The 14,494-nt window shown below is 63.2% G+C and carries 14 protein-coding genes; 7 read left to right on the top strand and 7 right to left on the bottom strand.

What is annotated here, in order from left to right:
- Positions 1–118: 118 nt before the first annotated feature.
- Both AC5E6W_RS12155 and metG read left to right on the top strand, forming a co-directional pair.
- Positions 119–1,654, top strand: coding sequence for an MFS transporter (locus AC5E6W_RS12155; protein ID WP_491752568.1), 1,536 nt, complete (start codon positions 119–121; stop codon positions 1,652–1,654).
- A gap of 182 nt (positions 1,655–1,836) precedes the next feature.
- The gene (gene metG / locus AC5E6W_RS12160) at positions 1,837–4,260 is read left to right on the top strand and encodes a methionine--tRNA ligase subunit beta (protein ID WP_491752569.1); all 2,424 of its coding nucleotides are present in this window, start codon (positions 1,837–1,839) and stop codon (positions 4,258–4,260) included.
- 77 nt (positions 4,261–4,337) lie between these two features.
- On the opposite strand, the gene AC5E6W_RS12165 is transcribed toward metG, so the two are convergent.
- Genes AC5E6W_RS12165 through AC5E6W_RS12180 form a run of 4 tightly spaced genes read right to left on the bottom strand, consistent with a single transcriptional unit; the run spans position 4,338 to position 5,902 of the window.
- A complete protein-coding gene (locus tag AC5E6W_RS12165; RefSeq protein ID WP_491752570.1) occupies positions 4,338–4,664 on the bottom strand; it encodes a type II toxin-antitoxin system RelE/ParE family toxin in 327 nt (108 codons plus the stop codon).
- Positions 4,661–4,942 (bottom strand): ribbon-helix-helix domain-containing protein, encoded by a 282-nt coding sequence (locus AC5E6W_RS12170; protein ID WP_491752571.1) that lies wholly within the window; start codon positions 4,940–4,942, stop codon positions 4,661–4,663. The genes AC5E6W_RS12165 and AC5E6W_RS12170 overlap by 4 nt, the downstream gene beginning before the upstream one ends.
- Before the next feature lie 44 nt (positions 4,943–4,986).
- Positions 4,987–5,499 carry a cupin domain-containing protein gene (locus AC5E6W_RS12175; protein ID WP_491752572.1) on the bottom strand — a complete coding sequence of 171 codons (513 nt, stop codon included), beginning with the start codon at positions 5,497–5,499 and terminating at the stop codon, positions 4,987–4,989.
- Entirely contained in the window at positions 5,492–5,902 is a 411-nt protein-coding gene (locus AC5E6W_RS12180; protein WP_491752573.1) for a cupin domain-containing protein, read from the bottom strand. The genes AC5E6W_RS12175 and AC5E6W_RS12180 overlap by 8 nt, the downstream gene beginning before the upstream one ends.
- Positions 5,903–6,032: 130 nt before the next feature.
- Between AC5E6W_RS12180 and AC5E6W_RS12185 the strand changes: the two genes are divergently transcribed.
- From AC5E6W_RS12185 to AC5E6W_RS12195, 3 genes are all read left to right on the top strand, one after another.
- Entirely contained in the window at positions 6,033–6,875 is an 843-nt protein-coding gene (locus AC5E6W_RS12185; RefSeq protein ID WP_491752574.1) for a TatD family hydrolase, read from the top strand.
- 86 nt (positions 6,876–6,961) lie between these two features.
- Positions 6,962–7,462, top strand: a complete 501-nt coding sequence (locus AC5E6W_RS12190) for a YajQ family cyclic di-GMP-binding protein (RefSeq protein ID WP_491752575.1) — start codon at positions 6,962–6,964, stop codon at positions 7,460–7,462.
- Positions 7,463–7,557: 95 nt separating this feature from the next.
- Complete coding sequence (locus AC5E6W_RS12195) at positions 7,558–8,586, top strand: polyprenyl synthetase family protein (RefSeq protein WP_491752576.1); 1,029 nt, start codon at positions 7,558–7,560, stop codon at positions 8,584–8,586.
- Between the two features lie 43 nt (positions 8,587–8,629).
- Here the strand turns inward: AC5E6W_RS12195 and AC5E6W_RS12200 are convergent, their stop codons facing one another.
- The 3 genes from AC5E6W_RS12200 to AC5E6W_RS12210 all read right to left on the bottom strand — a co-directional run bounded on the left by AC5E6W_RS12200 (position 8,630) and on the right by AC5E6W_RS12210 (position 11,892).
- Positions 8,630–9,229, bottom strand: a complete 600-nt coding sequence (locus tag AC5E6W_RS12200; RefSeq protein ID WP_491752577.1) for a hypothetical protein — start codon at positions 9,227–9,229, stop codon at positions 8,630–8,632.
- 432 nt (positions 9,230–9,661) lie between these two features.
- Positions 9,662–9,982: an exodeoxyribonuclease VII small subunit gene (gene xseB / locus AC5E6W_RS12205; protein WP_491752578.1), complete on the bottom strand. Its 321-nt coding sequence runs from the start codon at positions 9,980–9,982 to the stop codon at positions 9,662–9,664.
- The gene (locus AC5E6W_RS12210; protein ID WP_491752579.1) at positions 9,982–11,892 is read right to left on the bottom strand and encodes a bifunctional homocysteine S-methyltransferase/methylenetetrahydrofolate reductase; all 1,911 of its coding nucleotides are present in this window, start codon (positions 11,890–11,892) and stop codon (positions 9,982–9,984) included. The genes xseB and AC5E6W_RS12210 overlap by 1 nt, the downstream gene beginning before the upstream one ends.
- Before the next feature lie 134 nt (positions 11,893–12,026).
- Between AC5E6W_RS12210 and AC5E6W_RS12215 the strand changes: the two genes are divergently transcribed.
- The gene (locus AC5E6W_RS12215) at positions 12,027–13,622 is read left to right on the top strand and encodes a hypothetical protein (protein ID WP_491752580.1); all 1,596 of its coding nucleotides are present in this window, start codon (positions 12,027–12,029) and stop codon (positions 13,620–13,622) included.
- 11 nt (positions 13,623–13,633) lie between these two features.
- A complete protein-coding gene (bshB1, locus tag AC5E6W_RS12220; RefSeq protein WP_491752581.1) occupies positions 13,634–14,410 on the top strand; it encodes a bacillithiol biosynthesis deacetylase BshB1 in 777 nt (258 codons plus the stop codon).
- Positions 14,411–14,494 lie beyond the last annotated feature (84 nt).

Genomic DNA, 14,494 nt, shown 5'->3' on the forward strand with positions numbered 1-14,494 from the left:
GCTTGACATGCGTATGTCCCGCCCGCGATCCTCGTTGGCAGCGTTCCCTTTCAGGCTTACGAGTTTCACGCGCCAAGAAGGCAGCAGCCACCCCATCTGTTCGGAGTCAGGTTCCCGCATGTCCGCTGCCCACAGCACCGCCGAAGAGTTCACCGTCAACGCTCCCGAAGCGAGTTCCATGCGCTGGTTCGTCTGCTTCCTGCTCTTCCTGGCCACGACCATCAACTACATGGACCGCTCGGTCTTTTCATTCATCGAGCCGCAGTTGCACAACGTCCCGTTCATGGGTTGGAATTCGCTGGCAGACAAGTTTCACCAGCCGGTCTTTGACAACAACTTCGGCAACGTCCTGATCTGGTTTCAGCTCGCCTACGGCGTCGGCTTCCTCTTCGTCGGCCGCATCATCGACAAGCTCGGCACCAAGACCGGCTACGCCCTCGCCATCGCCATCTGGGCGCTCTCGTCCATGAGCCACTCCCTGGTAACGTCGGTCGCCGGCTTCTGCGTCGCCCGCATCTTCCTCGGCCTCGGCGAGTGTGGCAACTTCCCCGCCGCCATCAAGGCCGTCTCGGAGTGGTTCCCCACCAACGAACGCGCCAAGGCCGTCGGCCTCTTCAACTCCGGCTCCAACGTCAGCTTCTTCCTGGCGCCAATCATCATCACCACCGTCACCGCACGCTGGGGATGGCGCTCCGCCTTCATCGCCACCGGCTCCATGGGCATGGCCTGGCTGCTTCTCTGGCTCGTCTTTCCCTACAACAAGTACCATCGCGCCTCGACCACCACGCAGCGCGATCTCGCGCCCGTTCTCGAAGGCATGGAAGTCCCCCGCGAGTTCCGTCTCTCGCCCAGGGTCCTTATCCCCGTGGTCCTCGGTCTAGGCGTCCTTCCGGGCATCGTCATGTTTGCCGAGCACGCGTCCGGCAGCTGGCTCGGCATCCCGCTCCCCGTCGTCGCCCTGCTCATCGGCATCATCCCGGGGCTCGTGCTGCTGGGCTTCTCCCGGAGCAAGTCCCCCACCTCCATCATGCCCAAAATCCTCTTCCACAAGGGCTGCTACGCCTTCCTCATCGGCAAAGGCCTCACCGACGGCGTGTGGTGGTTTTACCTCTTCTATCTGCCCCAGTTCCTCAATCGCAACTACGGTCTCGACCTCAAACACGCCTACGTGTACATCGTGACCGTCTACGTCGTCTCCTCCGTCGGCTCCATCGGCGGCGGTTCGCTCTCCGGTTGGCACATGAGCCGCGGCCACACCACCAACGCCGGCCGCAAGTTCGCCATGCTCGCCATGGCGCTGTTGGTCTTGCCGCTGGTCTTCGTTCCCCACATGAGCGCCATCTTCCCTGCCAATCCCTGGCCGGCTACACTGCTCATCGCGCTCGCCGCCGCCGCCCACCAGGGCTGGAGCGCCAACCTCTTCTCCACTCCCAGCGACATGTTCCCATCCTCCGCAATATCCACCGTCGTAGGCATCGGCGGCGCCGCTGGAGCCGCCGGCGGCGCGGCGTTTACCTGGGTCGTGAAGCGCAATCTCTCGCTGCACCAGCTGCTGGTCTTCTCCATGGCCGCTAGCGCCTACCTGCTCTCGTTGCTCATCTTCCAGCTCCTCGTGCCCCGCCTCGGCCCACCCCGCGAGCCCGAGATGGCCTGACAAGCGGCCAGTTCAGGGACCAAGAAGCCAGAACGTACGCACGCCTCGAGAAATTGTCATCCTGACAGTAGCGAAGGACCCGCTGCCTGCCTGCCGGCCAGGCACCTGGCCCCTACGGCCTTCTGGACCCTTGGCCCTAATCCCTTGGCCCTCGCCCCCTGTAAACTGGCTGCTGAGCCCATATGTCCGAGCAGCCCAAAAAGTTCTACCTCACCACCCCGATCTACTACGTCAACGCCCGGCCCCACATCGGCCACGCGTACACCACGATCGTTGCGGACGTCCTCGCACGCCAGCACCGCCAGCGAGGCGACGACACCTTCTTCCTCACCGGTACCGACGAGCACGGCCAGAAGATCGAGCGCTCCGCCCTCGCCGCGGGCATCCCGCCGCAGCAGTTCGCCGACCAGGTCTCCGCCCAGTTCCGCGCCCTCTGGGACCGCATGGGCCTCACCTACGACCGCTACATCCGCACCACCGACGACCGCCACAAGCGCGGCGTCCAACACCTCTTCCGCACCTTGTACGAGAAGGGCTTCATCTACCTCGACAAGTACACCGGAGCCTACTGCGTCTCCGACGAAGCCTTCGTCGACGCCCCCGTAGGAACCCCCTGCCCTGACTGCGGCCGCATCCTCGAAGAAGTCACCGAAGAGAACTTCTTCTTCAAGCTCAGCGCCTTCCAGGAAAAGCTTATCGCCCTGATCGAGTCCGGCGAGCTCACCATCGAGCCAACGACCGCGCGCAACGAAGTGTTGAGTTTCTTGAGTGGCGACCTGCGGTTGGTAAATGCGAAATTCAACGAGCAAAACGCGAAGGGAACACTCGTTGATCGTGCCGGGAATCCGTGGAGAATTTCTGCTGAGGATGAGCAGGACGGCCTCTACGGTGTTGTGCGAACGTCTCTGAAATGGGGACTCGAACACGGATTGGTTGGGAAAACGAGCAAGAGCGCCCAAGACGATGGCTACTACGTCCCCGGCGCCCTCAAAGACCTCTCCATCTCCCGCAGCTCCTTCACCTGGGGCATCCCCGTCCCCGACGACATCCTCACCGCCGCCGGTGCCACCCAGAAGCACGTCGTCTACGTCTGGCTCGACGCCCTCGCCAACTACATGACCGCCGTCGGCTACGGCAGCCCCGACGCCACCGACCAGGCCGAGTTCGCCCGCTACTGGCCCGCCGACCTCCACCTCGTCGGCAAAGAGATCACCCGCTTCCACTGCGTCTACTGGCCCGCCTTCCTCATGGCTGCCGACATCCCGACGCCTAAGCGCATCACCGCCAATGGCTGGCTCCTCTTCGACAACGCCAAGATGTCCAAGTCCCGCGGCAACGTCGTCCGCTCCGAAACCATCCTCGAAGCCTTCGGCGAGCACGTCTACGCCAAGCAATTCCCCGAGAGCACCAAGACCGAGCGCGACCACTTCGCCGCCGACGTCCTCCGCTACTTCCTCCTCCGCGAGATCCCCTTCGGCCAGGACGGCAGCTTCTCCTTCGACGCCATGGTCACCCGCTACAACGCCGACCTCGCCAACGGCTACGGCAACCTCGTCAGCCGCACGCTTTCGATGATCGAGAAGTACTTCGACGGCGAGATCCCCACGCCCATCTTCGAAGGCCCCGCAGCGACCAAGGATGGCTTCCACCCCGGCGCTCTGGGCGATGCCGCCTACGCCATGCTCGCGCGTCTCAACCAGCTCGGCGAAACCGAGTTCAGCGCCAGGCTCACCGAGATCGCCGCCTTCATCACCATCACCGACGGCTTCATCACCTCCAACGCCCCCTGGAAGCTCGCCAAAGACCCCGAGCAGTTCGGCCGCCTCGCCACGGTGCTCTACATGTCGGCCGAAGCCGTCCGCTGGGCCACCGCCGCGCTCCACGCCTACTGCCCCTTCGTCACCGCAAAGGTATGGGCGCAGCTCGGCCTCGGCAGCATCGAAGAAGCCGCCACCAGCGGCGAGCTCGCCGACCTGCACTTCAGCGGGCTCGCTCCGCACACCAAACTCGGCGCCCTCAGCCCCGTACTCCCCCGCGCCGACAAAGGACTCGCAGACCTCATGATCGAAATGGAAAACCCCACACCAGCAGCAACCACCGAAGAGACCAGCAGCCCCGCCGCCGCACCCCGAGCGATTGACGCCGACCCTTCAAGCACGCTCTCCGTAGCCGGCAGCAACGCCACCACCACGCGCACCGAAGCCGCGCCCTCTGAGCCCACGCACGCCACCGTCGCGACCTCTGGCCCCTTGGCCCTGGACCCTGAACCCTCGCCCTTCATCTCCATCGACGACTTCATCAAAATCGAACTCCGCATCGCCGAGATCACCCTCGCCGAGCGCATCCCCAAGGCCGACAAGCTCCTCCGCCTCGAAGTCTCCCTCGGCGACATCCTGCCGCCGCGCCAGATCCTCTCCGGCATCGCCGAGTTCTACACCCCCGAAGAACTCATCGGCCGCCGCATCATCATCATCTCCAACCTCGCCCCCCGCAAAATGCGCGGCATCGAGTCCCACGGCATGCTCCTCGCCGCCAGCGAAGAAGGCGGCAAGCCCTTCCTGGCAACCGTCCCCGAAGGCGTCCCCGTAGGAACCCGCCTCAAGTAGCTCGACACACAAGAGAGGCCCGCATCGATTCGATGCGGGCCTCTCTTGTTGTCATTCTCGAAGGGAATCTGCGTGCACTAACTCGCCTCATCCGCAAAGATGTGGCTTAGATCGCGGTGCCCATGCACCACGCGAACGATCTCGACGCTCTCCACCCCGCCCTCATCACTGTCCGGCGTTGTCTTATAGAGCACCAGATACATTCCGAACGCGAGCATACGTGCGGAGGGAGCAATCTCTGGCCGTCTCACACCCAATCGAGAATGCTCCCGAAGCATGACGACCCGTTCTTCGATCTCGTTGTAGACACGCTCCGCAGCGGCTTCGTTCTCAAGAGCTATCGTCACGTAAATCTCGATCAAATCCTCTCGAGCCTGAGGCGTCCAGTGCAGCTTCGCGCTCACGATGCCTTCGCGGCTACCTTCTTCAAGCGCCGCCGAGCCTCTGCCCTCGCCTCTGCGAAATCGACCTCTTGCGGAGGCCCGCTCGCTTCTCCCTCAGCCCACAGTCTGCGCAGCCGCTTCAGATCCTCGCCACGCAGCTCGCGCTTGAACTGCCAGTCGCGCAGCGCCTCGCGCACGGCCTCGCTCGTCGTCGCGTACTCCCCCGTATCGACAGCAGCCTTAAGCGCTGCGATCTGCTCGCCCGTCAACGCCACACTGACCTTTTGCACGTCCGACATCGCGAATCTCCTGGAGCAAATCTTACTACTTCTTACCACCACCCCTACGACGCCTTCAACTCCACAAACACCGCCGTATCCTTCACCCCCACCGACAGCACAAAGTACACCGCGTTCACCGTTCCCGTATTCAACATCCCATGCGGCTGCTTTGACGCCGTGTAGATCACATCCCCCGGATGCAGCTCCTCGCGGCTGCCATCGCGCAGGTATTGGATCGTCCCCTCGCGCAGCACAATGAACTCAGAGTTCGAGTGCTTGTGCGGCGGGTGCGGCATCTTGCCCGGAGGCACCATCGACTGGTGCAGCTCGATCCACTCCCCCGTCGGCAACGCACCTTCCACCACCGCCCGCGACCAACCGCCGTTGTCGTTCTTGTGCTCCTTCAACTCCGCAAACCGGAAGACCCGCGCCTTCGACAGATCAACGCCCGGCATCGCCGTCTGCGCCAGCACACCCTCAGCTCCTGCCATCGCCGCGAACGCCGTCATCAGCGCCAGCATCTCCCGCCGCGTCGGCTGCTCCAATCCCTTCACGCCCACCTCTGCGCTAGACATGGACATCCCCTCCAATCGCCAGCACGAAGTACCGTGCGGTGGTCGTCCCCACGTTGCGCAGCTGATGGAACGTCCCCTTCGCCACCAGCAGGATGTCCCCCGCCACGCAGTGGTCGGTCGCGCCGTCGTGCATGTATTCCAGCTCGCCCTCAATCAAACAGATCAGCTCCGTATGCTCGATGCGATGCGCCGGATTCGGCGACGCGCTCGCCGGCTGCGCTGTCTCATGCGCCTTCACCCACTCGCCCGTCGTCAGCTGTCCGCCGCCAAAATCCCAGCCCTCAATCCCGCTGGGTGACGTGCGAGCAGGAATCTCATGCAACAGAAAAACCCGCGACGCCGGAGTGATCGTCGGCGCATGCGGCGTGGGAGATGGAGAAGCTGTCTGTCCGATTTCCAACATGGCAGACATCCTATCGCGCCAAAGCATCACTCGTCACGAAGCCCCCGCCTTTCCTCAACGCTCGAGCCCTCGTCGCTCATAGCTCAACAGAAACCACGACCGGCAACTACTCCGCGATACCCTGAACGAGATGCAACTCACCGACTCCCACTGCCACCTCGACGACTACGAAGACCTTCCCGAGGTCATCGCCCGCGCCAACGCCGCCGGTGTGACGCGCCTGCTCGCCATCGGCATCGGCAACGGCCCCGACGACATGCACCGCGCCCTGGAAATCGCCCGCGAGCACGAAAACATCTTCTCCACCGCCGGCATCCACCCCCAGGAAGCCCACCGCGCCGATGCCGCAGCCCTCTCGAAGCTCGCCAATCTGGCTGCCGACTCCCGCTGCATCGCCATCGGCGAAATCGGCCTCGACTACTACCACCTCGACAATCCCGACCCCGCCATCCAGCAGGAAGCCTTCCTCGCCCAGATGGAGATCGCCGCCGCGGCGCGCAAGCCCATCACCATCCACTGCCGGACATCAGAGTTGGCGACACCCCAGGCCAAACAAAAATTCGAGCAGGCCGGCAACCCCCATCTCGCCTTCGACGACCTCATCTACCTCATCCAGAAGCACTGGGTGCCCACCGGCCTTCCCGGCATCATGCACTGCTTCAGCGGCAACGCCGCGCAAGCCGCGCAGTCGCTCGCCGCAGGCTTCTATCTCTCCTTCGCCGGCAACCTCACCTATCCCAAATCGACCGCCATCCAGGCCGTCGCCAAGACCGCGCCCGCCGACCGCATCCTCGTCGAGACCGACGCCCCGTTCCTCACGCCCATCCCGCTCCGCGGCCAGCGCAACGAACCCGCCCACACATCGATTACCGCGCGCTTCCTCGCCGACCTCCGCGGCGCGAGCCCCGAAGAGATCGCCGCCCAGACCACCACCAACTTCGAGCGGTTGTTCCCCAGTACCGCGCGAGCATAAAGCCTCGCCACGCCACGTGGCACAATGGACAGCGACCACGCGCCGAGAACGCGCATCCTTACAATGTTGAGGAGAGAGAGATACCTATGGCAGCCGATAACAGTTTCGACGTAGTAAGCAAAGTAGACGTGCAGGAAGTCAAGAACGCCATCGACCAGGCGACCAAGGAACTCGCAACGCGCTTCGACCTGAAGAACTCCAAGTCGACCATGGTCCTCGAAGGCCAGGACGTGGTGCAGCTCGCCAGCGAAGACGAGTACACCCTCAAGGCCGTCATCGACATCCTGCAGAACAAGTTCGTCAAGCGCAACGTGCCCCTCAAGAACCTCGAGTACGAGAAGATCGAGTCCGCCGCGGGCTCCAGCGTCCGCCAGAAGATCAAGCTCAAGCAGGGTGTCAGCACCGAGGTCGCGAAGAAGATCGTCGCCATGGTCAAGGACTCCAAGAAGAAGGCCCAGGCCAGCATTCAAGGCGACGTGGTCCGCGTCACCTCCAAGGATCGCGATGTGCTCCAGGAGATCATGGCCATGCTGCGCGGCAAGGATCTCGGCCTCGATCTCCAGTTCACAAACTTCCGCTCCAACTAAGTGATTTCCATCACAGGAGCAAAAGGGGCCGGACCGTTCGGCCCCAGTTCTTTCGGACCTTGCTCCCCGCCCTCGACCTGCTACTCTGGATATGCGTGAGTCCCATCTCCATTGCGACGGCAGCTGAGGTCTTCGACCTGCTGCGTGACGACTTGGCGCTGGTCGAGAAGGAATTCTCCCGCCAGGCCGAGTCCCCCGTCCAGGTTGTCACCGACATCGCGAACTACCTGATGACCGGTGGCGGCAAGCGCATCCGCCCTATGCTTCTGCTGCTCGCCGCGCGTGCGCTGGGCTGCAAGGGCGAAGCCCGCATCCGCATGGGCGCCGTGGTCGAGATGCTCCACACCGCCACGCTGGTCCACGACGACATCATCGACGAAGCCTCCACCCGTCGCGGCCGCCCTAGCTCCAACACCACCTGGGGCAACTCCAAGTGCGTCCTCGCCGGCGACTGGCTCTACATGGAAGCCTTCCAGACCGCACTCAACGAGCGCAACTTCCGCGTCCTCGACCTGCTCATCTCGCTCACCCAGCAGATGGTCGAAGGCGAGCTGCTGCAGATGGAAAAGCTCGGGCACCTCATCAACGAGGAAGAGTACTTCGACCTCATCTATCGCAAAACCGCCTGCCTCTTCAAAGTCTCTATGCAGCTAGGCGCAGCGATCTCCGCGTCACCATCGGCCCAAGCATCCATCGCCAAGCCCGGTGAGGCGATCACCGCTGACGAAGAAACGCTCGGCGAATACGGCCGCAACTTAGGCCTCGCCTTCCAGATCATCGACGACATGCTGGACCTCACCGCGAACGACGATGTCCTGGGCAAGCCCGCAGCCTCCGACCTGCGCGAAGGTAAGGCCACCCTCGCCGTCATTCACGCGCTGGAGCGCGGTACAGGAGCGGACCGCGAAGCCATCCGCACCGTCCTCGCCGACCGCAGCTTCGAGCACGTCACCCACGAGGAGATCCTCGAGATCCTCCAGCGCCACGGTTCGCTGGCTTACGCCATGGACACCGCCTGCGCCTACGCCGAAGCCGCCCGCCAGTCCATCGCCGAGCTTCCCGACAACGAATACAAGCGCGCCCTCCTCTGGGTGCCAGGCTTCGTCACCAGCCGCGACCGGTAGAAGCGACGCCGGGTGAGTGGCGCTGCACAAACGGGTTAACCTCCTATTCCGTGGGAAACGAATCTGCTGTTGGCAGCAACTCCCTAGCGTCGCTGCAACCTTTGTATTTCCAGAAGCAACTGTAGGCGAATGCGGTGTAACGTTGCCGGTCCTCTGCCGAAGCCTTAGGGGTCATGCGCACTTGGAACTGGTAATAGCGATACAGTTCCGTGGTCATCCAGCCCGCCTGGACCGGCACCTGTTCCCGCCCAGGCTCATGACGCCACTGTTCCTGCTCCTCCAGCGACACGGATGACGGACTGAATGAGTCGACTCTTCCTATCCCGAAACCAGTGTTCTTGCGCACAACTACCGAGTTCTTCACGGTAAAGGAAACCACGAAGCTTTCGCCTAAGCCTCTCCACCATTGCGGAAGCTCTGAGTTGTCCATCCTCACGTCCCACTCGCACACAGACCGGTCGCACGGACCATAGGGCTTGGCCCCGATCTGCTTGGCCAGCCGCTGCGCGTCCTCGAATGTGGAATGTCCCAATTGGAGTGCTTCGAGTCTGCCAAACAGATAGTGGGCACGAATCGACGGTCGTACCAAATAAGCAGTGCAGAGCAAGATCACGAGACCGAGCAGAGAGGTCGCGATCCACACTAGCGATCCGTTACGAACGCGAGATGTTCTCGAACGAACCATCTTTATCGATCTCGAATAAGGTGGGTAGCAAGAAACCCAACAGGCGCGGCCGATAGCGCCCAGCTAGGGGAGCCGTCTTCTACACTTCAGATACACTTCCGTCTCACTTGTTGGCAATGCATCAATCCAGCGCGAGAACCGAAGCCCCTCCGAACCCAACGCCGCCAAGGATTCGCCAAACTCCTTAATGCATCCGGTTGTCACAGCCTGATTGAGCGTAATCGTAGAGATTGGCCCCTCACGGGCGCGAAGTTCAAGCTCTTCAGGTGTCGCTCGGAAGCGCGCAAGAAGCGGCTGTCTGGCCTGACATTCATTCTCGCGCCATGCTTCGACGGTCCGCCAAACGGCGTCGTCGGAAGATGATGACCGTTGTTTGATCGATGGAGTCATTTACTCCTCGTCCTCTTCGTCATCAATCGAGTCAAAGGAATCATCCCCATCCTCATCCCCTTCGCCCTCCGCCACCGCCAGCGCAAGGTCTTCCACCTCCACCGGCCCGTCCTCGCTAGGGTTCAGCAGCACCTGGATCCGGCTCTCCGCACTCGCCAGCTGTCCCCGGCACGCGTTCGACAGCACCATCCCGCGCTCGAACAGCCCCACGCTCTCTTCCAGCGGAAGATCGCCCCGCTCCAGCTGATCGACCACCGTCTCCAGCTCCGCAATCTGCTGCTCGAAACTCGGCCTTGCAGTACTCGGCTTCGCAGTCGCCATCAGGCCACCTCCGCGCTCTGGCTCACAGACAGACCCAGCACTTCCACCGCAGCGCCGTACTTGCCAAACGGTGCGCTCACCTGTACCCCTTGCACATCGCCGCGAACTGCCGTCAGCATCTCGCGAGCAATCGCAAGTCCCTCGGCCAACCCAGCCTCTTTGTCCTTCGCCGACGCCATGCGCGCCATGATCTCCTCCGGCATCGCTACCTTCAGGTCGTTCTTCATGAACTCCGCGTTGCGCAGGCTGGTCAGCGGCCAGATCCCCGCAATCACCGGAATCCGAAAGCCCTCAATCCGCCGCAGGAACGTCTCCAGCAGGCGCAGGTCGAACACCGGCTGCGTGATGCAGTACTCCGCACCCGCCTCCACCTTCGCGGCAAACCGCCGCACCTCGTGGTCGACATCCGGCACGCCCGGGTTCGCCGCCGCCGCAATCGTGAACCCCGTCGAGCCGCCAATCGGACTCCGCCCGATGTCCAGCCCATGATTCAGCCCCTGCACAATCCGCACCAGCCCAATCGCATCCACGTCGAAGATCGCCGTCGCCTCCGGGTAGTTCCCCATCTTGGGAGGATCGCCCGTCAAGCACAGGATGTTCTTCAACCCCGACGACGCCGCGCCCAGCAGGTCGCTCTGAATCCCCAGGATGTTCCTGTCCCGGCACGTGTAGTGCAGGATCGTCTCGATCCCAATCTTCTGCTGGATCTGCAGGCACAGGCTCCCCGCGCTCATGCGCGCACTCGCCCGCGGCGAGTCCGGCACGTTAATCGCATCCACCCCCGCGCGCGCCAGCAGCGCCGCACCCGCAAGTTCCTTCGTAGGATCAAAGCCCCGCGGCGGCACAATCTCCACCATCGTCACAAATTCGCCGCGCGCAATCTTCCGCCCAATCAGCGACCGCTCCTCGAGCGGCGCTGGCTCGAGCGAGCCCTCATCATTGCCCGCCGAACTCGCCACGGCATTCCTGCCCGCCGTAGCCTCTCCAACCGCCTGCGCCGTCATCGCGCGCAGCTCGCTGCGGATCGCCCGAATGTGCGCCGGAGTCGTCCCGCAGCAGCCGCCCACCCAGTTCGCCCCCGCCGTCACCAGCTTGCGCGCATTCCGCGCCATGTACTCGGGCGACGTCATGTAGATGTGCCGCCCCTCGACTTCGCGTGGCATGCCCGCATTGGGCATCGCCACCAGCGGAAGATTCGTCACCGGTCGCATCCGCTGAATCACCTCGAGAACCGTCACCGGCCCTGTCGAGCAGTTGCAGCCAATGGCATCCGCCCCTGCAGCCGTCAGCCGCCGCGCCGCATCCTCCGGAGAGGTCCCGTCGAGACAGTTGTCGTCCTGATTCACCGTCATCAGGACCACGATCTTCAGCTGCGGCGCAACCTCGCGGGCTGCCAGGATCGCCTGCTCGGCCTCGGCGACGCTCATCATCGTCTCCGCAATCAGCAGGTCGACTCCACCCTCAGCCAGCGCCTTGATCTGCTCCGCGAACGCCGCTCGGGCCTGCTCCGCGGTTACCTTCCCCACCGGCGTCAGCGCCTCACCCAGTGAGCCGATGGCCCCCGCAACGAACGCCCGCGTGCCCTGCTTCTCGTGGATCGCATCCGCGCACTGCCGGGCGATCTTCGCTCCGGCCACGTTGAACGCATGCACCTTGTCCGCCAGCCCGTAGTGCGCCAGCCGAAAGGAATTGGCGCCAAACGTATTCGTCTCGATGACCTCCGCGCCGGCCTGCAGATACTCCTGGTGCACGCCGCGCACCAGCTCCGGCTGGGTCACATTCAGCTCGTCGTAGCAGCGGTTGATAAACACCCCGCAGCTGTACAGCATCGTGCCCATCGCGCCGTCGCACAGTACGGTCTCGCCGGAAAACAAGCTGTCGATTTCAGTCGGTGCCGATGACGTATGCATAGGTCTATCCGTCCATCGTATAACGCTGCGGCAGGCAATCCAAACGGGTCGGCAGGGCTCCCCCTGCTATACTCAGCGATAGCCTGCATAGGCCAATTTAGCGCGGAAGTGCGTTGTTCCTGGAGTGATTTACGTTGAAGAAAAGTAGGTTCTCAGCCCAGCTTCTCGCCGCCCTCGCCCTGGCGGTCGGCGTACTTGGGCTCACTTCTTGCGCCAATAAGATTTATTACAATCCCGCGTACAACTACGCTGGCCGTACCACCGGACCCAGCGGCTTGATCGAACGCGTGATGGCGACGTACACCACAGGCAGCAGCGGCGGTGGCGCAGAGCTCCTCGACGGTCTGCGTGACCTGCGCTCCAACGTGCAGAACACCATCCCTCGCTTCGCCATCTCCGGGTTCTCGGCGACTGATCCCATCCAGATCTTCAACTATCCCGAGCAGCAGGTGGGCTACATTCTCGATGAGAGCGCCGGCTCGTTGACCGGTGTCAGCTACGCCACCGAGGCCAGCAATGGTTCCGTAGCCAGCTTCGGCGGTAGCCCTGCCGGCGTCGCTGCTGCCCCCAATGGAGCCATCTTTGCCGGCGCAGCCGAAGGCGCAGGCGAACTCATCATGAACGCCAGCGGCTCGAGCTATATCTTCAGCGTCCCCGGCGTCTATCGCACCTTCGTCAATCCCGGCGCGACCGTCGTTCTGGCCATGGTGCGGAACTCCAACGTGCTCTATCGCGTCATCAAGCTGAATGCGTCCCTGACTCCGGTGCCGCCCCCGGGCGCGGTCGACTGCCAGCCTCTCCTGCTCCCCACCTATTGCGTCGTACCGGTCGGACCCACCCCCAACAGCAGTGCGACCGCGGCAAACAAGTATTACGACCACCCCATCTACGCCTATGCCTCGCTCGATGCCAGTGCCATCTATGTGGTGAACTGCGGCCCTGAGTGCGGTGGAACCACCGCCAGCGTCCTCGAGCTGCAGGCCAGCGCCCTCAACATCAACAATGTTCCTACGGTCGATCCCACGACCCAGCCGGAACCGCTGGTCTCCCTACCCGTCGCGAATCCCATCCCCGTTCCCGGTGGGGCTACCGATGTCCTCTCCGACGCGACCTACCTCTACGTCGCCGGCCAGAACGTGACCTCGAGCGGCCTCCTCGGTGGCAACCTCACCTTGATCAACCTCGCAACCGGCGCCGTCAGCTCGCCCATCGCGATCTCCGACGGCACCCACACCAAAATGCTCTTCGCCGACAACAACACCCTCTGGATCGGCTCCCAGCAGTGCGCCAACGGCGTTCGCGCCGCCAAGGCGGCTTCGGAGCTGGCCTCGCAGGGCTATACGGACCAGGCCGGCAACTACAACTGCCTCACCATGGTGATGAACATCGGCACCACTGCTCCCACCGCGTCCATCGTGCCGGCAGTAGTGCAGTCCAACATCGCTTCGGTAAAGGCGGTCCCGGTCTCCTACGCCAACACCGACCAGAACCAGTACTACTACGGCAGCCTCACCGGCCTCTGCTGGGTCGAGCCCTTCGGCAAGGTCTATACCGCCTACGGTGGACAGATCCACGCCTTCTACACCGGTGCGGCCATCACCAATTCCTTCGAGCCCGGCTACGGCACCACGCCGCTCGCAGGTCTGGAGCTGAACAACTACAACATCACCGTGCAGGGCACCGTGCTGGACGTCGCCTACATCGACGCGACCACCAACACCGCAAACTAGCCATCCCAAACATGATCCAAAGCCTCATCCCGACGCCGGCCGCGAATTCCTCGCAGGCCGGCGTCGACATGTTGGCCATCGCCGCCCATCGCGACGACGTCGAGCAGACCTGCGGCGGCACCCTCCTCGTTCACGCAGAACGCGGCTGGCGCACCGGCATCGTCGACCTCACGCAAGGCGAAGGTGGCACCCGCGGAACCGCCGCCGACCGCGCCGCCGAGGCCTCCGCCGCCGCCACGATCCTCCGCGTGACCCACCGTGAAGCCCTCAACCTTCCCGACGGCAACGTGGAGAACACCCAGGCCAACCGCCTCAAGCTCGCCGCAGCCATCCGCCGCCTGCGCCCCCGCGTCGTCATCCTCCCCTACTGGCAAGGCCGCCATCCGGACCACTACCGCTCATCCACCCTTGGCTATGAAGCCTGCTTCGTAGCCGGCCTCAGGAAAGCCGAATTCCCTCCCGAACTCGGCGTGAGTGATCTCGCACCCCATCGCCCCTACAAGATCGTTTACGCCTCGCTCTACAGCGACATCCGTCCCACCTTCGTCGTCGACATCACCAAGCACATCGAAACGCGTCTGGAATCCCTGCTGGCCTATCGCTCCCAGTATGGCGAACAGCTCTCCGGCGCCGGCCTCTTCGTCCCCGAGGAAGACATCCGCGAGCGAATGTACGCCACGGCACGCCACTACGGCCTGCTAGCCGGAGTAAAGTACGCCGAACCCTTCATCCAGAAAGAAGTCGAACGAGTCGACGACCTCATGATGCTAGGCGCCCCCAGCATCTAACTGGCATCTGGAAACTGGCGGACTGACAACTCGAAACCCCAAGCTCCAAGCTCGATCACAATTCTTCGTTTCCCGCTGCAGGAG

The organism is Bryocella sp. (assembly GCF_058498515.1).